The organism is Peribacillus sp. NPDC097675, from assembly GCF_050277655.1.
Classification (GTDB): Bacteria; Bacillota; Bacilli; order Bacillales; family DSM-1321; genus Peribacillus.
Map to the genome: position 1 here is coordinate 20,047 of NZ_JBNNSK010000018.1, position 25,385 is coordinate 45,431.

At 40.4% G+C, this 25,385-nt stretch carries 32 protein-coding genes; all 32 read left to right on the top strand.

Annotated features, from left to right (window positions below):
* The first annotated feature begins 48 nt into the window (after positions 1-48).
* The 32 genes from rplL (at position 49) to ACQKL5_RS20150 (ending at position 25,329) form a co-directional block, all read left to right on the top strand.
* A complete protein-coding gene (gene rplL / locus ACQKL5_RS19995; protein ID WP_402875724.1) occupies positions 49-408 on the top strand; it encodes a 50S ribosomal protein L7/L12 in 360 nt (119 codons plus the stop codon).
* A 180-nt stretch (positions 409-588) separates the two neighbouring features.
* Complete coding sequence (locus tag ACQKL5_RS20000; protein WP_427610647.1) at positions 589-1,194, top strand: class I SAM-dependent methyltransferase; 606 nt, start codon at positions 589-591, stop codon at positions 1,192-1,194.
* A 240-nt stretch (positions 1,195-1,434) separates the two neighbouring features.
* Positions 1,435-5,004 (top strand): DNA-directed RNA polymerase subunit beta, encoded by a 3,570-nt coding sequence (rpoB, locus tag ACQKL5_RS20005; protein WP_427610621.1) that lies wholly within the window; start codon positions 1,435-1,437, stop codon positions 5,002-5,004.
* A gap of 178 nt (positions 5,005-5,182) precedes the next feature.
* Positions 5,183-8,776, top strand: a complete 3,594-nt coding sequence (rpoC, locus tag ACQKL5_RS20010) for a DNA-directed RNA polymerase subunit beta' (RefSeq protein WP_427610622.1) — start codon at positions 5,183-5,185, stop codon at positions 8,774-8,776.
* A 277-nt stretch (positions 8,777-9,053) separates the two neighbouring features.
* Entirely contained in the window at positions 9,054-9,302 is a 249-nt protein-coding gene (locus tag ACQKL5_RS20015) for a 50S ribosomal protein L7ae-like protein (protein WP_402971021.1), read from the top strand.
* 104 nt (positions 9,303-9,406) lie between these two features.
* The gene (gene rpsL / locus ACQKL5_RS20020) at positions 9,407-9,829 is read left to right on the top strand and encodes a 30S ribosomal protein S12 (protein ID WP_402875717.1); all 423 of its coding nucleotides are present in this window, start codon (positions 9,407-9,409) and stop codon (positions 9,827-9,829) included.
* 41 nt (positions 9,830-9,870) lie between these two features.
* Positions 9,871-10,341 (top strand): 30S ribosomal protein S7, encoded by a 471-nt coding sequence (gene rpsG, locus ACQKL5_RS20025; RefSeq protein WP_402971024.1) that lies wholly within the window; start codon positions 9,871-9,873, stop codon positions 10,339-10,341.
* A 44-nt stretch (positions 10,342-10,385) separates the two neighbouring features.
* A complete protein-coding gene (gene fusA, locus ACQKL5_RS20030; RefSeq protein WP_427610624.1) occupies positions 10,386-12,464 on the top strand; it encodes an elongation factor G in 2,079 nt (692 codons plus the stop codon).
* A gap of 119 nt (positions 12,465-12,583) precedes the next feature.
* Positions 12,584-13,771 (top strand): elongation factor Tu, encoded by a 1,188-nt coding sequence (tuf, locus tag ACQKL5_RS20035; protein WP_427610625.1) that lies wholly within the window; start codon positions 12,584-12,586, stop codon positions 13,769-13,771.
* A gap of 386 nt (positions 13,772-14,157) precedes the next feature.
* The gene (gene rpsJ / locus ACQKL5_RS20040) at positions 14,158-14,466 is read left to right on the top strand and encodes a 30S ribosomal protein S10 (RefSeq protein ID WP_402971033.1); all 309 of its coding nucleotides are present in this window, start codon (positions 14,158-14,160) and stop codon (positions 14,464-14,466) included.
* A 39-nt stretch (positions 14,467-14,505) separates the two neighbouring features.
* Positions 14,506-15,135: a 50S ribosomal protein L3 gene (gene rplC, locus ACQKL5_RS20045; RefSeq protein ID WP_427610626.1), complete on the top strand. Its 630-nt coding sequence runs from the start codon at positions 14,506-14,508 to the stop codon at positions 15,133-15,135.
* Positions 15,136-15,160: 25 nt separating this feature from the next.
* Entirely contained in the window at positions 15,161-15,784 is a 624-nt protein-coding gene (rplD, locus tag ACQKL5_RS20050) for a 50S ribosomal protein L4 (RefSeq protein WP_402875706.1), read from the top strand.
* Complete coding sequence (gene rplW, locus ACQKL5_RS20055; protein ID WP_402875704.1) at positions 15,784-16,068, top strand: 50S ribosomal protein L23; 285 nt, start codon at positions 15,784-15,786, stop codon at positions 16,066-16,068. Before rplD ends, rplW begins: the two co-directional genes overlap by 1 nt.
* A gap of 26 nt (positions 16,069-16,094) precedes the next feature.
* Positions 16,095-16,925, top strand: a complete 831-nt coding sequence (gene rplB / locus ACQKL5_RS20060; protein ID WP_402971042.1) for a 50S ribosomal protein L2 — start codon at positions 16,095-16,097, stop codon at positions 16,923-16,925.
* 60 nt (positions 16,926-16,985) lie between these two features.
* Positions 16,986-17,264, top strand: a complete 279-nt coding sequence (rpsS, locus tag ACQKL5_RS20065) for a 30S ribosomal protein S19 (protein ID WP_402971045.1) — start codon at positions 16,986-16,988, stop codon at positions 17,262-17,264.
* A 17-nt stretch (positions 17,265-17,281) separates the two neighbouring features.
* Positions 17,282-17,623 carry a 50S ribosomal protein L22 gene (gene rplV, locus ACQKL5_RS20070; protein ID WP_061440384.1) on the top strand — a complete coding sequence of 114 codons (342 nt, stop codon included), beginning with the start codon at positions 17,282-17,284 and terminating at the stop codon, positions 17,621-17,623.
* 3 nt (positions 17,624-17,626) lie between these two features.
* Positions 17,627-18,283: a 30S ribosomal protein S3 gene (gene rpsC / locus ACQKL5_RS20075; protein ID WP_427610628.1), complete on the top strand. Its 657-nt coding sequence runs from the start codon at positions 17,627-17,629 to the stop codon at positions 18,281-18,283.
* Position 18,284: 1 nt separating this feature from the next.
* Positions 18,285-18,719, top strand: coding sequence for a 50S ribosomal protein L16 (gene rplP / locus ACQKL5_RS20080; RefSeq protein ID WP_402971048.1), 435 nt, complete (start codon positions 18,285-18,287; stop codon positions 18,717-18,719).
* Entirely contained in the window at positions 18,709-18,912 is a 204-nt protein-coding gene (rpmC, locus tag ACQKL5_RS20085) for a 50S ribosomal protein L29 (RefSeq protein ID WP_034305010.1), read from the top strand. Before rplP ends, rpmC begins: the two co-directional genes overlap by 11 nt.
* An 18-nt stretch (positions 18,913-18,930) precedes the next feature.
* On the top strand, positions 18,931-19,194 hold the full coding sequence (gene rpsQ / locus ACQKL5_RS20090) for a 30S ribosomal protein S17 (RefSeq protein WP_402875696.1): 264 nt from the start codon (positions 18,931-18,933) through the stop codon (positions 19,192-19,194).
* A 41-nt stretch (positions 19,195-19,235) separates the two neighbouring features.
* Positions 19,236-19,604, top strand: coding sequence for a 50S ribosomal protein L14 (gene rplN / locus ACQKL5_RS20095; protein ID WP_402875694.1), 369 nt, complete (start codon positions 19,236-19,238; stop codon positions 19,602-19,604).
* Positions 19,605-19,643: 39 nt separating this feature from the next.
* Positions 19,644-19,955, top strand: a complete 312-nt coding sequence (gene rplX / locus ACQKL5_RS20100) for a 50S ribosomal protein L24 (RefSeq protein WP_427610629.1) — start codon at positions 19,644-19,646, stop codon at positions 19,953-19,955.
* A gap of 29 nt (positions 19,956-19,984) precedes the next feature.
* Positions 19,985-20,524 carry a 50S ribosomal protein L5 gene (rplE, locus tag ACQKL5_RS20105; RefSeq protein WP_427610630.1) on the top strand — a complete coding sequence of 180 codons (540 nt, stop codon included), beginning with the start codon at positions 19,985-19,987 and terminating at the stop codon, positions 20,522-20,524.
* 25 nt (positions 20,525-20,549) lie between these two features.
* A complete protein-coding gene (locus ACQKL5_RS20110; protein WP_402875689.1) occupies positions 20,550-20,735 on the top strand; it encodes a type Z 30S ribosomal protein S14 in 186 nt (61 codons plus the stop codon).
* A 30-nt stretch (positions 20,736-20,765) separates the two neighbouring features.
* Positions 20,766-21,164 carry a 30S ribosomal protein S8 gene (gene rpsH / locus ACQKL5_RS20115; RefSeq protein WP_285769160.1) on the top strand — a complete coding sequence of 133 codons (399 nt, stop codon included), beginning with the start codon at positions 20,766-20,768 and terminating at the stop codon, positions 21,162-21,164.
* 30 nt (positions 21,165-21,194) lie between these two features.
* The gene (gene rplF / locus ACQKL5_RS20120; RefSeq protein WP_402971056.1) at positions 21,195-21,731 is read left to right on the top strand and encodes a 50S ribosomal protein L6; all 537 of its coding nucleotides are present in this window, start codon (positions 21,195-21,197) and stop codon (positions 21,729-21,731) included.
* 32 nt (positions 21,732-21,763) lie between these two features.
* Entirely contained in the window at positions 21,764-22,126 is a 363-nt protein-coding gene (rplR, locus tag ACQKL5_RS20125; RefSeq protein WP_427610631.1) for a 50S ribosomal protein L18, read from the top strand.
* Between the two features lie 23 nt (positions 22,127-22,149).
* The gene (rpsE, locus tag ACQKL5_RS20130) at positions 22,150-22,650 is read left to right on the top strand and encodes a 30S ribosomal protein S5 (protein WP_402971062.1); all 501 of its coding nucleotides are present in this window, start codon (positions 22,150-22,152) and stop codon (positions 22,648-22,650) included.
* A 16-nt stretch (positions 22,651-22,666) separates the two neighbouring features.
* On the top strand, positions 22,667-22,849 hold the full coding sequence (gene rpmD, locus ACQKL5_RS20135; RefSeq protein WP_402971065.1) for a 50S ribosomal protein L30: 183 nt from the start codon (positions 22,667-22,669) through the stop codon (positions 22,847-22,849).
* A gap of 32 nt (positions 22,850-22,881) precedes the next feature.
* Entirely contained in the window at positions 22,882-23,322 is a 441-nt protein-coding gene (rplO, locus tag ACQKL5_RS20140; RefSeq protein ID WP_402971068.1) for a 50S ribosomal protein L15, read from the top strand.
* Positions 23,322-24,617: a preprotein translocase subunit SecY gene (gene secY / locus ACQKL5_RS20145; RefSeq protein ID WP_427610632.1), complete on the top strand. Its 1,296-nt coding sequence runs from the start codon at positions 23,322-23,324 to the stop codon at positions 24,615-24,617. The genes rplO and secY overlap by 1 nt, the downstream gene beginning before the upstream one ends.
* 58 nt (positions 24,618-24,675) lie before the next feature.
* A complete protein-coding gene (locus tag ACQKL5_RS20150; RefSeq protein ID WP_427610633.1) occupies positions 24,676-25,329 on the top strand; it encodes an adenylate kinase in 654 nt (217 codons plus the stop codon).
* Positions 25,330-25,385 lie beyond the last annotated feature (56 nt).

Consider the following 25,385-nt stretch of genomic DNA (forward strand, 5'->3'; position numbering starts at 1 on the left):
CCTGCCTATTGAACAAAAAAAACCAACCATTTCGAGGAGGAAATAACAATGACTAAAGATCAAATCATTGAAGCAGTTAAAAACATGACTGTTCTAGAATTAAACGACCTTGTAAAAGCAATCGAAGAAGAATTTGGCGTAACTGCTGCTGCACCTGTAGCTGTAGCTGCTGCTGGTGGCGCTGCTGCTGAAGAAAAAACTGAGTTTGATGTAGTTCTTACATCTGCTGGAGATTCAAAAATCAAAGTTATCAAAGCTGTACGTGAAGCTACTGGTCTTGGACTTAAAGAAGCAAAAGAAGTTGTTGATAACACTCCAAAAGCAATCAAAGAAGGCGTTTCTAAAGAGGAAGCTGAAGAACTTAAAGCTAAACTTGAAGAAGTTGGAGCTGGCGTTGAAGTTAAGTAATCTTGCATAAACAAAAAAGCTCGCTATCACTGGCGAGCTTTTTTCTCTTCATTTTAAAGACAAAAATGAAAGATGGTTTGGTAGGAAAGTATACAAACTTTAAGACATGCAAGTATCCATTCTTCAAATCTCTTCTCTCGTTTAATCTTCAATATTCCTTTCTGATAGGGGGAGATGACTCTGACAGAGCATTACTACTCACAAAAACCGGATGTCGAAAGCAATCCTAAATTTTGGGATTTCAAACTAAAAGGACGCACATACCATTTTAAAAGTGATAATGGCGTTTTTTCAAAAAAAGAGGTTGATTTTGGTTCTCGTCTTTTGGTAGAAACCTTCAATCTAAATGAAGCTGTAAAAGGGAATATTCTTGATGTCGGTTGTGGTTATGGACCCATTGGGATATCGATTGCTGCAGCTTATCCCGAAAGAACGGTAGAAATGATAGATATTAATAGCCGGGCAGTTGAATTATCGAAGGAAAATGCCGCTTCAAATGGGATCGCTAATGTAAAAGTATATGAAAGCGATCGCTTTGAAAAAGTAGATTCTGAACAGTTCGCTGCAATTCTTACGAACCCTCCCATTCGCGCAGGTAAAAGTGTAGTCCACGAAATACTGGAAGAAAGCTATCGAAGTTTGGTAGTTGGTGGAGAACTATGGGTTGTCATTCAAAAAAAGCAAGGCGCTCCTTCCGCCATGGATAAACTAGAGCTGTTATTTGGAAATGTCGAAGTGGCTGTAAAGAAAAAAGGCTACTACATACTATTATCCAAAAAAGTTTGACTCTAAATTTTCGCTATGTTAGTATTATAAAATGCATATATATAATTCCGTTACTATGCAATTTTTATACCATTGGTGTATAACCAATGGATAATATGGGAAAAATATATAAATAATAGTTCGTTTTATGAGAAATAGTGGTTTTTAAAATAAAAACCATTTTCTTTTTGTCTATGGATTGGATTCCTTTTTTCCGTGGCAAATAGATCCTTATAACGCTTGATTTAAGGGGTGAATCAGTTGACAGGTCAACTTGTTCAGTATGGACGACACCGCCAACGTAGAAGTTATGCAAGAATCAGTGAGGTTTTGGATCTTCCGAATCTGATTGAAATTCAAACGGCTTCTTATCAATGGTTTTTAGATGTAGGTTTAAAAGAAATGTTCCAAGATATTTCACCTATTGAGGATTTCACAGGTAATTTATCATTAGAATTCATCGACTACAGCTTAGCTGAACCGAAGTATTCTGTGGAAGAAACAAAAGAACGCGATGTTACTTATTCTGCACCACTTCGCGTAAAAGTACGCCTTGTTAACAAGGAAACTGGTGAAGTAAAAGACCAGGATGTATTCATGGGTGATTTCCCACTTATGACTGAAACAGGCACATTTGTCATCAATGGTGCTGAACGTGTAATCGTATCCCAATTAGTACGCTCACCGAGTGTTTACTATAATGGGAAAATGGATAAGAACGGTAAGCTTGGTTTCTCTGCGACCGTTATTCCTAACCGTGGTGCATGGCTTGAATATGAGACAGACGCCAAGGATGTAGTTTATGTTCGAATCGACCGCACTAGGAAATTACCTATCACGGTATTGATGCGTGCACTAGGATTCGGAACTGATCAAGAAATCATCGATTTAATCGGTGATAATGAATACCTTCGTAACACTCTTGAAAAAGACAATACAGAGAGTGTAGAAAAAGCATTACTAGAAATCTATGAACGTCTTCGTCCGGGTGAACCACCTACAGTCGATAACGCGAAAAGTCTATTAGTATCCCGCTTTTTCGATCCAAAACGTTATGATTTAGCAAACGTAGGTCGCTATAAAATCAATAAAAAATTGCATATCAAGAATCGTCTTTTCGGACAAAAAATTGCCGAGACACTAATTGATCCTGAAACGGGAGAAATTATTGTTGAAAAGGGTACATTGCTTGATCGTCGGACTCTTGATAAAATTCTGCCTCATCTAGAAGATGGAATCGGTTTTAAAACATTCCACCCATCTGGTGGCGTAGTGGAAGAAGAAACACTTCTTCAACCAATTAAAGTGTTTGCACCGAATGATGCTGAAGGCGAAAAAGTGATTAATATCATTGGAAATGCTTATGTAACCGATCAGGTTAAAAACATTACACCTGCTGATATTATCTCTTCTATTAGCTATTTCTTTAACTTGCTTCATGGCGTAGGAATTACAGATGATATTGACCACTTAGGAAATCGTCGTCTGCGTTCTGTTGGTGAATTGCTGCAAAATCAATTCAGAATTGGTTTATCTCGTATGGAACGTGTCGTTCGTGAAAGAATGTCTATTCAAGATACGAATACGATTACTCCTCAGCAATTGATTAACATTCGTCCTGTTATAGCTTCTATTAAAGAATTCTTTGGTAGCTCACAGCTATCACAATTCATGGACCAAACGAATCCGTTGGCTGAATTGACGCACAAACGTCGTTTATCTGCGTTGGGACCTGGTGGTTTGACTCGTGAACGTGCTGGATTTGAAGTACGTGACGTTCATTACTCCCACTATGGCCGTATGTGTCCGATTGAAACGCCTGAGGGACCGAATATTGGTCTGATTAACTCCTTATCGAGTTTTGCAAAGGTAAATCCTTATGGTTTCATTGAAACACCATATCGTCGTGTTGACCATGAAACTGGGAAAATCACTAGCAAAATTGATTACTTGACGGCTGATGAAGAAGATAACTACGTAGTAGCCCAAGCGAATGTTCGTCTATCAGATGACGGTACATTCCTTGATGATATGGTAGTTGCACGTTTCCGCGGTGAAAATACCGTTGTTCCGCGTGATCGCGTAGATTATATGGACGTATCGCCTAAACAAGTCGTATCTGCTGCGACTGCATGTATTCCTTTCTTGGAAAACGATGACTCCAACCGTGCCCTAATGGGAGCGAACATGCAACGTCAAGCAGTACCTTTATTACAACCAGAAGCACCAAGAGTTGGAACAGGTATGGAATATGTTTCAGCGAAGGACTCTGGGGCTGCTGTCATCTGTAAACACCCAGGTATCGTAGAGCACGTGGAATCACGTGAAGTATGGGTACGCCGGGTAAGTGAAGTTGACGGTCAGCAAGTAAAAGGTAACCTTGATAAATACCGTTTATTGAAATTCATTCGTTCCAACCAAGGAACGTGTTATAACCAACGTCCTATAGTTAGTGTAGGTGACAATGTTGTCAAAGGTGAAATTCTTGCTGATGGTCCTTCAATGGAAAAAGGCGAATTAGCTCTTGGACGTAACGTATTAGTTGCCTTCATGACATGGGATGGATACAACTATGAAGATGCCATCATCATGAGCGAACGGCTAGTGAAAGATGATGTATACACTTCTATCCATATTGAAGAATATGAATCTGAGTCTCGTGATACGAAATTGGGGCCTGAAGAAATCACTCGTGATATTCCTAACGTCGGAGAAGATGCATTGCGCAACCTTGATGAACGTGGAATTATCCGTGTTGGTGCCGAAGTGAAAGATGGCGACCTTCTAGTAGGGAAAGTAACTCCTAAAGGGGTAACTGAACTAACTGCCGAAGAACGTCTATTACATGCAATATTCGGTGAAAAAGCACGTGAAGTACGCGATACATCACTTCGTGTACCTCACGGCGGTGGCGGAATCGTCCTTGATGTTAAAGTCTTTAACAGAGAAGATGGCGACGAACTACCACCTGGTGTTAACCAACTTGCCCGTGTATATATCGTTCAAAAACGTAAAATACATGAAGGCGATAAAATGGCCGGACGTCATGGTAATAAAGGGGTAATCTCTAGGATTCTTCCTGAAGAAGATATGCCTTATATGCCAGATGGCACACCAGTTGATATCATGTTAAATCCATTGGGTGTACCTTCACGTATGAATATCGGTCAGGTGTTGGAGCTTCACTTAGGTATGGCAGCCCGTGCACTTGGCATTCACGTAGCATCCCCAGTATTTGATGGTGCTACTGAGGAAGATGTTTGGAGTACGATTGAAGAAGCTGGTATGTCCCGTGATGCAAAAACTGTACTTTACGATGGCCGTTCAGGTGAAGCATTCGATAACCGTGTATCTGTTGGTGTCATGTATATGATTAAACTTGCACATATGGTTGATGATAAACTTCATGCACGTTCAACTGGACCTTACTCCCTTGTTACGCAACAACCACTTGGTGGTAAAGCGCAATTTGGTGGACAACGTTTTGGTGAGATGGAAGTATGGGCACTTGAAGCATACGGTGCTGCTTATACATTACAAGAAATCCTTACCGTTAAATCAGATGATGTCGTGGGCCGTGTGAAAACATACGAAGCGATCGTCAAGGGTGAAAATGTCCCTGAGCCGGGTGTCCCTGAATCCTTCAAAGTATTGATCAAGGAACTTCAAAGCTTAGGATTAGACGTTAAAATCATGAACGCTGAGGATCGCGAAATTGAAATGCGTGACTTAGAAGATGAGGAAGACCCTAATCAATCAGACAAATTAAGCCTTGATGCAGAAACAAAAGATATGGTGACTACCGAAGCAGGAGCACCATCAAAAGAATAATTTAATTTAAATAAATCAATCTATATTATCCGCTCTGACTGGCAGCAAGGCTTTTCTTTAAGAATCCTGCTGCTTGTCGGAGTCTTATTGATTCAATCAACCATCATCCGGTATAGATTGCCCGAAAATATGAAGGCAATCAGGGTAAAACCTGGAGATTAAAAGGGAGGTAGGCCCCTTGTTAGATGTTAATAATTTTGAGTATATGAAAATTGGTCTTGCTTCACCAGACAAGATTCGTTCTTGGTCTCATGGAGAAGTTAAAAAACCAGAAACAATCAACTATCGTACGTTAAAACCAGAAAAAGACGGTTTATTCTGTGAGAGAATCTTCGGACCTCAAAAGGACTGGGAATGTCACTGTGGTAAATATAAACGTGTACGTTATAAAGGCGTAGTTTGTGACCGTTGTGGTGTTGAAGTCACACGTGCTAAGGTTCGTCGTGAACGTATGGGTCATATTGAGCTGGCTGCACCAGTTTCGCATATTTGGTATTTCAAAGGAATCCCAAGTCGTATGGGCCTTGTCCTAGACATGTCTCCTCGGGCTTTAGAAGAAGTTATTTACTTCGCATCTTACGTGGTAACTGAAACGGGCGATACAACTTTAGAAAAGAAACAACTCCTTTCTGAAAAAGAATATCGTACATACCGTGAAAAATACGGTAAGAAGTTCCAAGCTGCAATGGGTGCGGAAGCTATTAAAAAGCTTTTACAAGATATTGATACGGAAAAAGAAGTAGAAACGTTGAAAGAAGAGCTTAAAACAGCTCAAGGACAACGTAGAACTCGTGCAATCAAACGCTTGGAAGTATTAGAAGCTTTCCGTAACTCTGGTAATGAGCCTTCATGGATGATCCTAGATGTGCTACCAGTTATACCACCAGAACTTCGTCCAATGGTTCAACTAGATGGCGGTCGTTTTGCAACATCTGACTTAAACGATTTATACCGTCGAGTTATTAACCGTAATAACCGTTTGAAAAGATTACTTGATCTTGGGGCTCCAAGCATTATCGTTCAAAATGAAAAGCGTATGCTTCAAGAAGCTGTCGACGCTTTAATCGATAACGGCCGTCGTGGTCGCCCAGTAACTGGACCGGGTAACCGTCCATTGAAATCTTTATCTCACATGTTAAAAGGTAAACAAGGTCGTTTCCGTCAAAATCTTCTTGGTAAACGTGTCGATTACTCTGGTCGTTCTGTTATCGTCGTAGGACCTAATTTGAAGATGTACCAATGTGGTCTGCCAAAAGAGATGGCGATTGAATTATTCAAACCATTTGTTATGAAGGAACTTGTTCAAAGAGGTTTAGCGCATAACATCAAATCTGCTAAACGAAAAATTGAGCGATTATCTCCTGAGATTTGGGATGTACTTGAAGAAGTTATCAGGGAGCATCCGGTATTACTTAACCGGGCACCAACTCTTCATAGACTTGGTATTCAAGCGTTTGAACCGACATTGGTTGAAGGACGCGCAATCCGTTTGCATCCATTAGTATGTACAGCTTACAATGCTGACTTTGATGGTGACCAAATGGCGGTCCATGTTCCTTTATCATCTGAAGCTCAGGCTGAAGCGCGTATGCTAATGCTTGCTGCCCAGAACATCTTGAATCCGAAAGATGGAAAACCAGTCGTTACACCTTCTCAAGATATGGTGTTAGGTAATTACTACTTAACATTGGAAAGAGAAGGCGCTATCGGTGAAGGTATGATCTTCAAAGATACTAGTGAAGCATTACTTGCATATCAAAACGGTTATGTTCACTTGCATTCCCGTTGTGCTGTTCATGCTTCATCACTAAATAATGAAACATTCACGGAAGAACAAAACAGCCAGCTATTAATCACTACCGTTGGTAAATTGGTCTTTAATGAAATTCTGCCAAAATCATTCCCATATATTAATGAGCCAACTCGTTATAATCTGGAAACTAAAACTCCAGAGAAATATTTCGTGGAAAAAGGCGCTAATATCACGGAATTGATTAAAGCACAACCGGCTATAGATCCTTTCAAGAAAGGGATTCTTGGAAATATCATTGCAGAAGTATTTAAGCGTTTCAAAATAACCGAAACGTCCAAAATGCTTGACCGGATGAAAAATCTTGGATTCAAATATTCAACAAAAGCAGGTATCACTGTTGGTGTAGCTGATATTGTTGTATTAAAAGAAAAACAAGAAATCATTACTGAAGCTCAAACGAAGGTAGACAACGTTCTTAAACAATTCAGACGTGGTCTAATTACCGAAGATGAGCGTTATGATCGTGTCATTTCGATCTGGAGTGCAGCGAAAGATACAATTCAGTCTAAACTGATGAAATCTCTTGACCGACGCAACCCGATCTTCATGATGAGTGACTCCGGTGCCCGTGGTAATGCTTCCAACTTCACGCAGCTTGCGGGTATGCGTGGACTAATGGCCAACCCGGCTGGACGTATCATTGAATTACCGATCAAATCAAGTTTCCGTGAAGGTTTAACAGTGTTAGAGTACTTTATCTCTACACATGGTGCTCGTAAAGGTCTTGCCGATACAGCCCTTAAAACAGCCGATTCCGGTTACCTTACACGTCGTCTAGTTGACGTAGCCCAGGATGTTATCATTCGTGATGATGATTGTGGAACAGACCGCGGCTTGAAAATTACTGCCTTGAGAGAGGGTACAGAAATTATCGAGCATCTTGAGGAACGTTTAATTGGCCGATATGCAAGAAAAGCCATCAGACATCCAGAAACTAATGAAGTAATTGTGGCTGAAAATGACCTTATTACTGAGGATTTAGCAGCTTATATTGCATCTCTTGGTATTGAAACTGCATGGATTCGTTCCGCGTTTACATGTAACACTAGTCATGGTGTGTGTAAAAAATGTTACGGACGTAACTTGGCTACAGGTCAAGAAGTCGAAGTTGGCGAAGCAGTTGGTATCATCGCTGCCCAATCAATTGGTGAACCAGGTACACAGTTGACAATGCGTACATTCCATACAGGTGGGGTTGCCGGAGACGATATTACTCAAGGTTTACCTCGTATCCAAGAAATATTTGAAGCTAGGAACCCTAAAGGGCAAGCAGTTATTTCTGAAATTGAGGGAACTATCGTCTCAATCAATGAAATACGCGATAAGCAACAAGAAATCGTTGTCCAAGGTGCGGTTGAATCACGTACTTATACAGCGCCATATACTGCGCGTTTAAGAGTATCCGTTGATACATTCGTTCGTCGAGGCGAGGAATTAACAGAGGGTTCTATCGACCCTAAAGAACTGTTGAAAGTTACAGATGTTCTTACTGTTCAGGAATACCTACTTCATGAAGTACAGAAAGTATACCGCATGCAAGGGGTAGAAATCGGCGATAAACATATCGAGGTTATGGTTAGACAAATGATGCGTAAAGTTCGTGTTCTTGATGCAGGTGAAACTGAAGTGCTTCCAGGTACGCTATTGGATGTTAACCAGTTCACAGATGCAAACACGAGCGCATTGTTAACTAGCAAATTACCTGCTACAGGACGTCCTGTATTACTAGGTATTACAAAAGCATCTCTTGAAACGGATTCATTCTTGTCTGCGGCATCATTCCAAGAAACAACTAGAGTATTGACTGACGCAGCAATTAAAGGAAAACGTGATGAATTGCTTGGATTGAAAGAAAATGTTATCATCGGTAAACTCGTTCCAGCAGGAACAGGAATGCCTCGCTACAGAAAAGCAAATCCTGTAGTTGTAGAAAGTTCTGAGACAGTATCGGTTGATTAAAGAATAACTAGGCCCAGCTCATATGAAAACTGAAGAGACCCCCTATATAGGGGGGAGATTCTTAATGAATTGAGCTGGACTATTTATTATTGAGAGTAAGCAAGAAAAACTTTCGATTTATACAACCATATTGGTAGACTTAAAATTTATAGAATTATGTAACTGGAAATCCTTTTGCTTAAATATTTTTCTGAAACAAGTTGACAGCATCTGACTAATAATGATACTATAGCAAAGGTGCTCCTATGTTACCCTGTAACTTTGGAGGATATGGACCATGTCTTATGAAAAAGTAATACAGGCAAAGTCAGTAGTTATAGGAACGAAACAAACAGTTAGAGCTCTGAAAAACAATTTAATTCAAGAAGTGATCATCGCTGATGATGCAGATATATACTTGACTGGGCGTGTCGTTGAGACCGCTAAAGTAGTGGATGTTCCTATCACATATGTTGATTCGATGAAAATGCTTGGTAAAGCATGTGGTATTGATGTCGGAGCAGCAACTGTTGCCATTAAAAAGTAAAAATGTTTTTGCAATACTATTTGCAAGGACTTTGTTTTTACCCATTTATGAACCACCTGGATGTGTGGTACTAGACATGAAATTGCGAAGGGAGGAAAAATGTAATGCCTACTATTAATCAATTAGTGCGTAAAGGACGCGAGTCTAAAGAGGTTAAATCTAACTCTCCAGCACTTAACAAAGGCTACAACAGCTTTAAGAAAGCACAAACTAACGTATCATCTCCGCAAAAACGTGGTGTTTGTACTCGTGTGGGAACTATGACACCGAAAAAACCAAACTCCGCATTACGTAAATATGCGCGTGTACGTTTAACAAATGGTATCGAGGTAACAGCTTATATCCCAGGTATCGGTCACAACTTACAAGAACACAGCGTGGTACTTATCCGCGGCGGGCGTGTAAAGGATTTACCAGGGGTACGTTACCACATCGTTCGTGGTGCTCTTGATACAGCAGGAGTTAACAATCGTATGCAAAGCCGTTCTAAATACGGTACTAAGCGTCCGAAAGCAGCAAAAAAATAATCCAAAACAAAATATGAACTTTCTTGAAAGGAGGAAATATAATGCCTCGTAAAGGACCTGTAACGAAAAGAGACGTATTACCAGATCCAATTTATAAATCTAAACTTGTGACTCGCTTAATCAACAAATTAATGGTTGATGGACAAAGAGGTAAATCACAAAAAATACTTTACTCTGCATTTGAATTAATTAAAGAACGTACTGGGAATGAGCCAATTGAAGTGTTTGATCAAGCACTTAAAAACATCATGCCAGTATTAGAAGTAAAAGCACGCCGTGTGGGTGGAGCTAACTACCAAGTACCAGTTGAGGTGCGTCCAGACCGCAAATCAACACTAGGTCTTCGTTGGTTAGTAAACTACTCTCGCCTTCGTGGAGAAAAAACGATGGAAGAGCGTTTAGCTTATGAAATCATGGATGCTGCTAACAACACTGGAGCAGCAGTTAAGAAACGTGAAGATACACACAAAATGGCAGAAGCTAACAAAGCATTTGCTCATTACCGTTGGTAAGATATATCACAAAAAAATCCTTATAATAGGAAGGAGAAAGACAAATGGCAAGAGAGTTCTCCTTAGCGAATACTCGTAATATCGGTATCATGGCACATATTGATGCTGGTAAAACGACTACAACAGAACGCGTTCTTTACTATACTGGTAAAATCCACAAAATCGGTGAAACACACGAAGGTGCTTCACAAATGGACTGGATGGAACAAGAACAAGAACGTGGAATCACGATCACCTCTGCTGCAACAACTGCACAGTGGAAAGGTCACCGCGTAAACATCATCGATACTCCAGGTCACGTAGACTTCACTGTTGAAGTTGAACGTTCCCTACGTGTACTTGATGGTGCTGTAGCAGTACTTGATGCTCAATCAGGTGTTGAGCCTCAAACTGAAACAGTTTGGCGTCAAGCTACAACGTACGGTGTACCACGTGTCGTATTCGTAAACAAAATGGACAAAATCGGTGCGGACTTCCTATATTCAGTAGGAACAATCCATGATCGTTTGCAAGCAAACGCTCATCCGGTACAATTACCAATCGGTGCTGAAGATAACTTTTCTGCAATCATTGACTTAATTGAAATGAAAGCTCATTTCTATGCTAATGATTTAGGAACAGATATCACTGTTGGTGAAATCCCTGCAGAACACCTTGAATTAGCTGAAGAATACCGTGAGAAATTAATCGAAGCGGTAGCTGAAGTTAATGAAGAATTAATGGAAAAATACCTTGGTGGCGAAGAAATCAGCATTCCTGAATTAAAAGCTGCTATCCGTACTGCAACCGTTAATGTTGAATTCTTCCCAGTTATCTGTGGATCAGCATTCAAAAACAAAGGTGTTCAATTAATGCTTGATAACGTTATTGACTTCCTTCCATCTCCATTAGACGTACCAGCAATCAAAGGTACTCTTCCGGATACTGAAGAAGAAGTAGAACGTCATTCAGATGATTCTGAACCGTTCTCTGCACTAGCGTTTAAAGTTATGACAGACCCTTATGTTGGTAAACTTACATTCTTCCGTGTGTACTCAGGTACACTTGAATCAGGTTCTTATGTAATCAACTCAACAAAAGGTAAACGTGAACGTATTGGACGTATCCTTCAAATGCACGCAAACAGCCGTGAAGAAATCTCTAAAGTATATGCTGGAGATATCGCTGCAGCTGTTGGTTTGAAAGATACTACTACTGGTGATACACTTTGTGATGACAAGGATCAAGTTATTCTTGAATCCATGGTATTCCCAGAACCAGTTATCTCACTTTCTGTTGAACCAAAATCTAAAGCAGACCAAGACAAAATGTCTCAAGCTTTACAAAAGCTTCAAGACGAAGATCCAACATTCCGTGCGCATACTGACCAAGAAACTGGTCAAACGATTATCGCTGGTATGGGTGAGCTTCACTTGGACATCCTTGTTGACCGTATGCGTCGTGAGTTCAGAGTGGAAGCTAACGTTGGTGCACCTCAAGTTGCATACCGTGAAACTTTCCGTGGTTCAGCTAAAGTCGAAGGTAAATTCGTTCGTCAATCAGGTGGACGTGGACAATTCGGACACGTTTGGATTGAATTTGGACCAAACGAAGAAGGTAAAGGATTCGAATTTGAAAATGCTATCGTTGGTGGTGTAGTACCACGTGAATACATCCCTGCTGTACAAGCTGGATTAGTTGATTCACTTGACCGTGGAGTACTTGCTGGTTACCCATTAGTTGATATTAAAGCAAAATTATTCGATGGATCTTACCATGATGTTGACTCCAATGAAATGGCATTTAAAATCGCTGCATCTATGGCGCTTAAAAATGCTGCTTCTAAATGTAAACCGGTTATCCTTGAACCAATCATGAAAGTCGAAGTTGTTATTCCTGAAGATTACCTAGGTGACATCATGGGAGATATTACATCTCGTCGTGGTCGCGTAGAAGGTATGGAAGCTCGCGGAAACACTCAAATGGTTAAAGCGATGGTTCCTCTATCTGAAATGTTCGGATATGCAACATCATTACGTTCAAACACACAAGGACGCGGAACATTCTCTATGCACTTCGATCACTATGAAGAAGTACCTAAGAGCATTTCTGAAGAAATCATCAAAAAAAATAAAGGTGAATAATTGATTTTCATCTCTTATTAAAGTATAACTACTTATGTAAGCTGTGTTGGAAGATTTTATCTTCTGCCACAGCCCCTATATACTTAAACTATTTTTATATTTTTAAGGAGGAATTCCTAATGGGAAAAGCTAAATATGATCGTTCAAAACCGCATGTTAACGTTGGAACAATTGGACACGTTGACCATGGTAAAACAACTTTAACTGCTGCAATCACAACTGTACTTGCTAAAGCTGGTGGAGCAGAAGCTCGCGCTTATGACCAAATCGATGGTGCACCAGAAGAAAGAGAACGTGGTATCACAATCTCTACTGCACACGTTGAGTACGAAACAGCTACTCGTCACTATGCACACGTTGACTGCCCAGGACATGCTGACTATGTTAAAAACATGATCACTGGTGCTGCACAAATGGATGGTGGTATCTTAGTAGTTTCTGCTGCTGATGGCCCAATGCCTCAAACTCGTGAACACATCCTTCTTTCAAAACAAGTTGGTGTTCCTTACCTAGTAGTATTCATGAACAAATGCGACATGGTAGACGACGAAGAATTACTAGAACTAGTTGAAATGGAAATTCGTGACCTTCTTTCTGAATACGATTTCCCTGGCGATGACATTCCAGTAATCAAAGGATCTGCTCTTAAAGCTCTTGAAGGTGAAGCAGCTTGGGAAGAAAAAATTCATGAATTAATGACAGCTGTTGACGAGTACATCCCAGAACCAACTCGTGACACTGAAAAACCATTCATGATGCCAGTTGAGGATGTATTCTCAATCACTGGTCGTGGAACAGTTGCTACAGGACGTGTTGAACGTGGACAAGTTAAAGTCGGTGACGTTGTTGACATCATCGGTTTCAACGAAGAAGCAAAACCAACAACTGTAACTGGTGTTGAAATGTTCCGTAAACTTCTTGATTATGCTGAAGCTGGTGACAACATCGGAGCTCTACTTCGTGGTGTTGCTCGTGAAGATATCCAACGTGGACAAGTACTTGCTAAACCAAATACAATCACTCCACACAGCAAATTCAAAGCTGAAGTTTATGTTCTTTCTAAAGAAGAAGGTGGACGTCATACTCCATTCTTCACAAACTACCGTCCTCAGTTCTACTTCCGTACAACTGATGTAACTGGTATCTGTAATCTTCCTGAAGGCGTAGAAATGGTTATGCCTGGAGATAACATTGAAATGTCAGTAGAACTAATCGCTCCAATCGCTATCGAAGAAGGTACTAAATTCTCTATCCGTGAGGGTGGACGTACTGTAGGCGCTGGCGTAGTAGCTACTATCACTGAGTAATCGATTCTAAATCGAATATTGGAAGGGACGCCTTCCGGGAGAAGCAGATGGGACGCCATCTGCTTCTTTTTTTGTATTACGAAGTTATATGAATAGTATTAATGGATGGTAGTTTATAATAGAAGAAACTGGTTATAAATAGAGATGTAGAATCTACTTGTAAATCCTAATGTTTGTATGTATAATAATAAAAGTGTGTTGCACAAGGAAGATTTAAGTTTAACTTGCATTTAACTTTTGTGTGATGTATAATAGACAATGTTGGTCTTTGACTGCGATGATATGGAAGGTTGCTGACACACCCGGCCGCTTTGCCATGGCGAGTGTGTGGGAAATTTCCATTGAGAAAGTCTATTTCATAAAATAGGCGAAAAGGAGGGAAAATTATGGCAAAACAAAAAATTCGTATTCGTTTGAAAGCATATGATCACAGAATCCTTGATCAATCTGCTGAGAAGATTGTTGAAACTGCAAAACGTTCTGGTGCGACTGTAGCTGGTCCAATTCCATTGCCAACTGAAAGATCAGTATACACGGTCCTTCGTGCGGTTCATAAATACAAAGATTCTCGCGAACAATTCGAAATGCGTACGCATAAACGTCTAATCGATATCGTTAATCCGACTCCACAAACAGTTGATTCATTGATGCGTTTAGATTTACCATCAGGCGTTGACATTGAAATCAAATTATAATTTATATAATAAGAACAATTACTCTAGGAGGTGTGACTTATGACCAAAGGAATCTTAGGAAGAAAAATCGGTATGACTCAAGTTTTTGCTGAAAATGGCGAACTTATCCCGGTAACAGTAATTGAAGCTGCTAACAATGTAGTACTTCAAAAGAAAACTGTTGAAACTGACGGTTATGAAGCAATTCAAGTTGGTTTTGAAAACAAACGTGAAAAGCTTTCTAACAAACCTGAAAAGGGACACGTTGAAAAAGCAAATACTACTCCTAAGCGCTTCATTCGCGAATTCCGCGGAACGGATCTTGCTGCATATGAGATCGGTCAAGAAGTCAATGTTAGTATTTTCGCTGAAGGCGATTTAGTAGATGTAGTAGGAATTTCAAAAGGTAAAGGTTTCCAAGGTGCTATTAAACGCCACGGACAATCTCGCGGACCGATGACTCATGGTTCTCGTTACCACCGTCGCCCAGGTTCAATGGGTCCTGTTGCTCCAAACCGCGTATTCAAAGGTAAACTATTACCAGGACGTATGGGTGGGGAACAAGTTACTGTTCAAAACTTAGCTATCGTTAAAGTTGACGTTGAACGTAACCTACTATTGGTCAAAGGTAATGTACCTGGTGCTAGAAAAGCACTGATCAAAGTTAAAACTGCTGTTAAAGCAAAGTAATTTCTGAGAAAGGAGGAGCAATAGAATGCCAAAAGTTACATTGTTCAACCAAACAGGTTCACAAGTTGGCGACATCGAGCTAAACGAATCCATCTTTGGTATCGAACCTAATAATCATGTATTATTTGAAGCAATCATCATGCAACGAGCTTCCTTACGTCAAGGAACTCATAAAGTTAAAAACCGTTCTGAAGTTGCAGGCGGTGGACGTAAACCTTGGAAACAAAAAGGAACTGGACGTGCGCGTCAAGGTTCTATCCGTTCTCCACAATGGCGTGGCGGTGGTATTGTTTTTGGACCAACTCCAAGATCATACTCTTACAAGTTGCCTAAAAAGGTACGTCGCTTAGCTATTAAATCTGCATTGTCTGCAAAGGCATTGGAAGAAAACATCTTAGTACTTGAAAGCTTGACTTTCGAAGCTCCAAAAACGAAAGAATTTGTTGCTGTACTAAAAAATCTTTCTGTAGATACTAAAACGTTGATCGTTACTGACGGTTTAGATGAGAAGGTTGCTCTTTCTGCACGTAACATCCCAGGTGTTACTGTAGTTGAAGCTGTTGGTCTTAATGTTCTTGATGTTGTTTCACACAACAAATTGATCTTGACTAAATCAGCTGTCGAAAAAGTAGAGGAGGTGCTTGCATAATGGATGCACGCGATATCATTAAGCGCCCCGTAATCACAGAAGCTTCTTCAGACGCTATGGCTGAAAAGAAGTATACTTTTGAAGTTGATGTTAGAGCTAACAAAACTCAAGTTAAAGATGCGGTTCAAGAAGTTTTCGGCGTAAAAGTTGAAAAGGTAAATATCATGAACTACAAAGGTAAATTCAAACGCATGGGCAAACATGCAGGCTATACTAACAAGCGCCGTAAAGCTATTGTTAAATTAACTGCTGACAGCAAAGAAATCGAGCTATTCGAAGCTTAATTCATTAGAGAAGGAGGGAAATACAAATGGCGATTAAGAAGTATAAACCTACCTCTAACGGTCGACGTAATATGACAACTTCGGATTTTGCTGAGATTACTACAGACAAACCCGAAAAATCATTACTTGCTCCTTTACACAGCAAAGGCGGCCGTAATAACCAAGGTAAGTTAACAGTTCGTCATCAAGGTGGCGGCCACAAGCGTCAATACCGTATCATCGATTTCAAACGGAATAAAGATGGTATACCAGGACGCGTTGCTACTATTGAGTACGATCCAAATCGTTCTGCAAACATTGCATTAATTAATTACGTTGATGGAGAAAAACGTTATATCCTAGCTCCTAAAAACCTAGAAGTAGGTTTGGAAGTTATGTCAGGCCCAGAAGCCGACATTAAAGTGGGTAACGCACTTCCTCTAATTAACATCCCAGTTGGTACAGTAATTCATAACATCGAATTAAAACCAGGAAAAGGTGGACAATTAGTCCGTTCTGCAGGAACTTCTGCACAAGTACTTGGTAAAGAAGGTCGTTATGTTCTTGTACGTTTAAATTCTGGTGAGGTTCGTATGATCCTTGCTACCTGCCGTGCTACTATCGGTCAAGTTGGTAATGAACAACATGAACTTATTAACATTGGTAAAGCTGGTCGTAATCGTTGGTTAGGTAAACGCCCAACTGTACGTGGATCAGTAATGAACCCGAATGATCACCCACACGGTGGTGGTGAAGGTAAAGCACCAATCGGACGTAAATCACCAATGTCTCCTTGGGGTAAACCAACTCTTGGATTCAAAACACGTAAGAAGAAAAATAAATCCGATAAATTTATCGTTCGTCGTCGTAAAAAATAACGGGGTTGAGCTACGGTTCATTAATCGGACCGTAGAACGATCACGAAGGGAGGTACTCGCATGGGTCGTAGCTTAAAAAAAGGGCCTTTTGTTGATGATCATTTATTGGTAAAAGTCGAAAAACTAAATGAAACTGACAAGAAACAAGTAGTAAAAACTTGGTCTCGTCGTTCAACAATCTTCCCGCAATTCATCGGACATACTATCGCTGTTTATGATGGTCGTAAGCATGTGCCGGTTTATGTAACTGAAGACATGGTAGGTCACAAACTAGGCGAATTCGCGCCTACACGCACTTATAAAGGTCACGCAAGTGATGACAAGAAAACAAGACGTTAATGAGAGGAGGGCATCTCATGCAAGCAAAAGCTGTCGCTAGAACAGTTCGTATTGCTCCTCGTAAAGTGCGTTTAGTCGCAGACTTAATTCGAGGAAAACAAGTAGGTGAAGCAGTAGCGATTCTTCGCTTAACACCAAAATCTGCTTCTCCAGTCGTAGAAAAAATTCTGAAATCTGCTATCGCAAATGCAGAACATAACTACGAAATGGATATCAATAACCTAGTCGTTTCAGAGGCATACGTTAACGAAGGACCAACATTAAAACGTTTCCGTCCTCGCGCTCAAGGTCGTGCGAGTGCAATTAACAAACGTACTAGTCATATTACAATCGTTGTATCAGAAAAGAAGGAGGGGTAATCTGTGGGTCAAAAGGTAAATCCAGTCGGTATGCGTATCGGGATCATCCGTGATTGGGAATCCAAATGGTACGCTGATAAAGACTACGCAGTTCTTTTGCATGAAGACCTTAGAGTTCGTGAGTATATCGCGAAACGTCTAAATGATGCTTCTGTATCCAAGGTTGAAATCGAACGTGCTGCTAACCGCATCAATGTATCAGTTCATACTGCTAAGCCAGGAATGGTTATCGGTAAGGGCGGTACTGAAGTTGAAGCACTTCGTAAAGCATTAAACCAATTAACAGGCAAAAGAGTTCACATCAATATCATTGAAATCAAAAGAGCAGATCTTGATGCAAAATTGGTTGCTGAAAACATCGCTCGTCAATTAGAAAATCGTGTTTCATTCCGTCGTGCTCAAAAACAAGCTATCCAACGCACAATGCGTTCAGGCGCTAAAGGAATCAAAACTCAAGTTTCTGGTCGTCTTGGCGGTGCAGATATTGCTCGTGCTGAACACTACAGCGAAGGAACAGTTCCACTTCACACACTTCGTGCTGACATAGATTATGCTCATGCTGAAGCAGATACTACTTACGGGAAGCTAGGCGTGAAAGTTTGGATCTACCGTGGAGAAGTTCTTCCTACTAAGAAGAAATCTGAGGAAGGAGGAAAATAATATGTTATTGCCAAAACGCGTAAAATACCGTCGTGAACACCGCGGTAAGATGAGAGGGATGGCTAAAGGCGGCCGTGAAGTTCATTTTGGAGAATTTGGACTTCAAGCTCAAGAAGCTTCCTGGATCACTAACCGTCAAATCGAAGCAGCTCGTATAGCGATGACTCGTTACATGAAGCGTGGAGGAAAAGTTTGGATCAAGATCTTCCCAAGCAAACCTTACACAGCTAAGCCGCTTGAAGTACGGATGGGTTCCGGTAAAGGTGCTCCTGAAGGTTGGGTAGCAGTCGTTAAACCGGGCAAAGTATTGTTTGAAATCTCTGGTGTATCTGAAGAGGTGGCAAGAGAAGCATTGCGCCTTGCAGCACACAAACTTCCTATCAAATGTAAGTTTGTAAAAAGAGAGGAAATTGGTGGTGAAACAAATGAAAGCTAATGAAATCAAAGACCTAACCACTGCTGAAATTGAACAAAAACTAAAATCTCTTAAAGAAGAACTATTTAATCTTCGTTTCCAGTTAGCTACTGGACAACTTGAAAATACAGCTCGCATCCGTGAAGTTCGCAAATCGATCGCTCGTATGAAAACAGTTGTTCGTCAAAGAGAGATCGGTGTCACTAATCGATAATGAATGGAGGTTTGCATAATGAGCGAACGCAACCAACGCAAAGTCTACACTGGCCGCGTAGTATCCGACAAAATGGATAAAACCGTAACAGTCGTTGTAGAAACCTATAAAAAGCATTCTTTATACGGTAAACGCGTAAAATACTCTAAAAAGTTAAAAGCACATGACGAGCTGAATGAAGCTAAAGCAGGCGACGTTGTACGTATCATGGAAACTCGTCCACTATCAGCTACAAAGCGCTTCCGTCTTTTAGAAGTAGTAGAAAAATCAGTAATCATTTAATTTATTTCGGATTAAGTTAATTCCGAAGGGAGGTACCGTACATGATTCAACAAGAATCTCGTTTAAAAGTCGCTGACAATTCAGGTGCACGTGAAGTTCTAGCTATTAAAGTACTAGGTGGTTCTGGACGTAAGTATGCTAATATCGGCGACGTTATTGTTTGTACCGTAAAACAAGCAACACCTGGAGGCGTTGTTAAAAAAGGTGAAGTCGTTAAGGCTGTTGTTGTTCGTACAAAACGTGGTATGCGTCGTCCTGACGGTTCTTACATTCGTTTCGATGAGAACGCATGTGTAATTATCCGTGACGATAAGAGCCCACGTGGAACTCGTATTTTTGGACCTGTTGCTCGTGAATTACGTGATAACAGTTTCATGAAGATCGTTTCTCTAGCTCCAGAAGTTTTATAAGTTAAATATCGTAAAGCCTTTCAAGGAGGTGCCAAGCTAATGCATGTTAAAAAAGGTGACAAAGTCGTAGTCATCTCTGGTAAGGACAAAGGCAAACAAGGAACAATTCTTGCAGCATATCCGAAACAAAATCGTGTGCTTGTTGAAGGAATTAATATCGTGAAAAAGCATTCAAAGCCATCTCAAGTTAATCCACAAGGTGGAATTATCAGCAGAGAAGCTGCTATTCACGTATCCAATGTAATGCCTCTTGATCTGAAAACAGGTAAACCGACTCGTGTTGGATATAAGATTGAAAACGGCAAGAAAGTACGCGTAGCTAAAATATCAGGTGAATCTTTAGATAAATAAGTCATAAATGAAGGGAGGTACACGAAGCAATGAGCCGCCTTAAAGAAAAATATAAAAGCGAAATTACACCATCATTGATGGGTAAATTCAACTATCAATCAGTAATGCAAGTACCAACTATCGAAAAGATCGTTATTAATATGGGTGTTGGTGATGCAGTATCTAACTCAAAAGCTTTAGATACAGCAGTTGAAGAATTAACACTACTTGCTGGTCAAAAACCAGTAATCACTAAAGCTAAAAAATCAATCGCAGGATTCCGTTTGCGTGAAGGTATGCCTATCGGAGCGAAGGTTACACTACGTGGAGAACGTATGTATCAATTCCTTGATAAGCTAGTATCTGTATCTTTACCACGTGTACGTGATTTCCGCGGCGTTTCAAAGAAATCTTTTGACGGACGTGGGAACTACACATTAGGTGTTAAAGAACAACTTATCTTCCCTGAGATTGATTACGATAAAGTGAGCAAAGTTCGTGGTATGGATATCGTTATCGTAACGACAGCCAACACTGACGAAGAAGCTCGTGAACTACTTACTCAAGTTGGAATGCCGTTCCAAAAGTAATCTCTAAATAAAGGGAGGCGAAATCGTGGCTAAAAAGTCTATGATCGTAAAGCAAAAACGCGAACAAAAGTTTAAAGTACAAGAATATACACGTTGCGAACGTTGCGGCCGTCCACATTCTGTAATACGTAAATTTAAACTTTGTCGTATTTGTTTCCGCGAACTTGCACATAAAGGACAAATTCCTGGCGTTAAAAAAGCTAGCTGGTAAAACCCGAGTTTGGGAAGGAGGTAAAATAAAATGGTCATGACAGATCCTATTGCAGATATGCTTACTCGCATCCGTAATGCGAATATGGTTCGTCACGAAAAACTAGAAGTTCCTGCTTCAAAGATCAAAAAGGAAATTGCTGAGATCTTAAAGCGTGAGGGCTTCGTACGTGACTTTGAATTAATCGAAGACAACAAACAAGGTATCATCCGTATCTTCTTAAAATACGGTGCAAACAACGAACGTGTTATCACTGGTCTTAAACGTATCAGCAAACCTGGTTTGCGTGTATATGCAAAAACTGGAGAGGTACCACGCGTTCTAAACGGTTTAGGTATCGCAATTGTTTCTACTTCTCACGGAGTTTTAACAGACAAGGAAGCTCGCTCTAAACAAGTTGGCGGAGAAGTTTTAGCATACGTTTGGTAATACATTTTCACAAGAATGGAGGTGCACAATATGTCTCGTATAGGTAAAAAACCTGTTGAAATCCCTGCTGGCGTTACAGTTACTGTTAACGGAAGTGAAGTAACTGTTAAAGGTCCTAAAGGTGAATTAACAAGATCATTTAATCCTGATCTTTCAATCGTTGTTGAAGAGAACGTGTTAACTGTTACACGTCCATCAGACGAGAAAGCTCACCGTTCTTTACACGGTACTACTCGCGCTCTTATCGCTAACATGATTGAAGGAGTTTCTAAAGGATTCGAAAAATCACTAGAACTTATTGGGGTTGGTTACCGTGCTCAAATGCAAGGTAAAAAGCTTATCCTTAACGTAGGATATTCTCACCCAGTAGAAATAGAACCAGAAGCAGGCGTTGAAGTCGAAGTTCCTTCTAATACAAAAGTAATCGTTAAAGGTGCTAGTAAAGAACGTGTAGGAGCTCTTGCAGCTAATATTCGTGATACTCGCCCACCTGAGCCGTATAAAGGTAAAGGTATCCGTTACGTTGGCGAATTCGTTCGTCGTAAAGAAGGTAAAACTGGTAAGTAATGCTGCTTAAGTAAACGAAAGGAGTGACGTAAATGATTACGAAGCTTGATAAAAATGCTACTCGTCAGAAACGACATGCACGTGTACGTGCAAAGATTTCTGGAACGGAAGCTCGTCCTCGTTTAAATGTGTTCCGTTCGAACAAACACATTTACGCACAATTGATTGACGATGCAAACGGCGTAACATTAGCAAGTGCTTCTACTCTTGATAAAGAGATTGGCATCGATGCTACTAGCAACGCTGAAGCAGCTCAAAAAGTTGGCGAACTTATTGCGAAACGTGCTATTGAAAAAGGTTTAAAAGCTGTGGTATTTGACCGCGGTGGTTACCTCTTCCATGGTCGTGTTAAAGCATTAGCTGACGCTGCTCGTGAAAACGGCTTAGAATTTTAATGGATAAGGAGGGACATATACAGATGCGTAGCATTGATCCTAATAAATTAGAACTTGAAGAACGCGTAGTTACAGTAAATCGTGTAGCTAAAGTTGTTAAAGGCGGACGTCGTTTCCGTTTCACTGCACTAGTTGTTGTAGGTGATAAAAACGGTCATGTTGGATTCGGTACTGGTAAAGCTCAAGAAGTTCCGGATGCAATCCGTAAAGCTATTGAGGATGCTAAGAAAAATCTAATCACTGTACCAATGGTAGGAACTACAATTCCTCACGTTGTGAATGGTCACTTTGGCGCTGGTCACATTCTTTTGAAACCAGCTTCTGAAGGTACAGGAGTTATTGCTGGTGGTCCTGTTCGTGCGGTCCTAGAATTAGGCGGAGTTAGTGATATCTTGTCTAAATCATTAGGTACTAACACACCTATTAATATGGTTCGTGCAACAATCGAAGGATTGAAGCAATTAAAACGTGCTGAGGACGTAGCTAAGTTACGTGGTAAATCAGTACAAGAACTGTTAGGATAAGGAGGGAAATCGAATTATGGCTAATAAATTAGAAATTACCCTCACTCGCAGCTTGATCGGTCGTCCTGAAGATCAACGTGTTACAGTTAACACTTTGGGTTTACACAAAATGCATCAAACGGTTATTCAAAATGATAACCCTGCGATTCGTGGTATGATTACCAAAGTATCTCATCTTGTTACTGTAAAAGAACAATAAAATAATTTTTAACTTAACAAGGAGGTGCCAACATGAAACTTCATGAGTTAAAATCTGCAGAAGGTTCTCGTAAAGAACGTAAACGTAAAGGTCGCGGTATTGGATCTGGTAACGGTAAAACAGCAGGTAAAGGACACAAAGGACAAAACGCTCGCTCAGGCGGCGGTGTACGCCTAGGATTTGAAGGGGGTCAAACTCCTCTATTCAGACGTTTGCCTAAACGTGGATTTACCAACGTTAACCGTAAAGACTATGCTATCGTGAACCTTGATACGTTGAATCTTTTCGAAGACGGTACTGAAGTAACTCCAGCTCTTTTACTTGAGACTGGTGTCGTAAGTAAAGAGAAAGCAGGAATTAAAATTCTTGCTAAAGGAAACATTGAGAAAAAGCTTACAGTCAAAGCTCACAAATTCTCTACTACTGCAAAAGAAGCTATCGAAGCTGCTGGCGGTAACACAGAGGTGATTTAATGTTTCGCACGATCTCCAATTTTATGCGCGTGGGTGAAATAAGAAACAAGATAATTTTTACCCTTCTCATGTTAATCGTCTATCGCATCGGTACATTTATTCCTGTACCGCATGTGAATGCCGGTTTTCTTGCTGAACAGGATCAAATGAGCGTCATTGGTCTTTTAAATACCTTTGGCGGCGGAGCACTGAAAAACTTCTCTATTTTGGCGATGGGAATCATGCCTTATATCACGGCATCGATCATCGTACAGCTATTACAGATGGACGTTGTTCCAAAGTTCACTGAATGGTCGAAACAAGGGGAAGCAGGGCGCCGTAAATTGGCTCAATTTACACGTTACTTCACTATTGTCCTAGGATTTATTCAAGCTTTGGGTATGTCTTACGGATTTAACAATATGTCTGGTGGCTCGTTAATTGAATCTCCTGGGGTTACAACATACTTGCTTATTGCGACTGTCTTAACGGCAGGAACAGCTTTTCTTTTGTGGTTAGGAGAGTTGATTACTGCTAAAGGTGTTGGTAATGGGATATCCATCATTATCTTTGCTGGTATCGTATCTAGTTTGCCTACTACGGCTAATCAGATATATGCACAGCAGTTTGAGAATGCTGGAGATCAACTGTTCTTACGAATTGTAACGATTATCCTCATCATCGTAGCAGTATTAGCAATCGTGGTTGCTGTAATCTTCATTCAGCAAGCATTACGTAAAATACCTATTCAGTATGCTAAGCGTGCTGCAGTAGGTCGTACACAAATGGGTGGCCAGTCTACTCATTTACCATTGAAAGTAAATGCTGCGGGAGTTATCCCGGTAATCTTCGCAAGTGCATTTATTATCACTCCATCTACGATCGCTTCTTTCTTTGGAAAGAATGACGTGACTACTTGGATCTCAGCAAACCTTAATTATACTCAGCCAATTGGCATGATCATATATGTTGCTCTTATAATTGCCTTCTCTTATTTTTATGCATTCATTCAGGTTAACCCTGAACAGATGTCTGAAAATCTGAAAAAGCAAGGTGGCTATGTGCCAGGGATTCGTCCAGGTAAGAGTACACAGGATTACTTGACTAGTGTGTTATATCGTCTAACGTTCGTAGGCTCCCTATTCTTGGCAGTCATCGCCGTTTTACCGGTATTCTTCATCAAGATTGCTGACCTTCCCCAATCTGCTCAGATCGGTGGAACTAGTTTGTTAATCATAGTAGGGGTTGCCCTTGATACGATGAAACAACTAGAAGCACAACTTGTGAAGAGGCACTATAAAGGCTTTATAAAGTAATGAGTTTTGGGAACGATATGTTCCCTTTACCCATTATAGAGTTTGAGGGGGAAGAACATTGAATCTAGTTTTAATGGGGCTACCGGGTGCTGGTAAAGGTACTCAAGCCGAACAAATCGTAGAAAAATATAACATCCCTCATATTTCTACTGGAGATATGTTCCGAACAGCTATCAAAGATGGAACAGAACTAGGTTTAAAGGCTAAATCATTCATGGATAAAGGCGCGTTGGTTCCTGATGAAGTAACCATCGGTATTGTACGTGAACGATTAAGCAAGGAAGATTGCCTAAAAGGTTTTCTACTTGATGGGTTCCCACGTACTGTGGCACAAGCAGAGGCTCTTGAAAACATTCTTACTAATTTAGACCGAAAAATTAATTTTGTAATTAATATCAATGTAGATAAAAGCATCTTGATGGAAAGATTGACAGGTCGTCGTATTTGCAAATCATGTGGATCGACATACCACCTTGTTTTCAATCCTCCAACAAAAGAAGATGTATGTGACCGTTGCGGCGGAGACTTATATCAACGTGCTGACGATAATGAAGAAACGGTTCAAAATCGCTTAGATGTGAATTTGAAACAAACTAAGCCACTTCTTGATTTCTACGGAGAAAAAGGGTACTTAGTCGACATTAATGGACAGCAAGATATTAATAAGGTATTTGAAAACATTGATGTGCTACTTGCTCCTTTGCAAAAATAATCATCTTTGATTATTTATAAAATCCTACCAATTTTATAACTTCCTATTTAATTTTG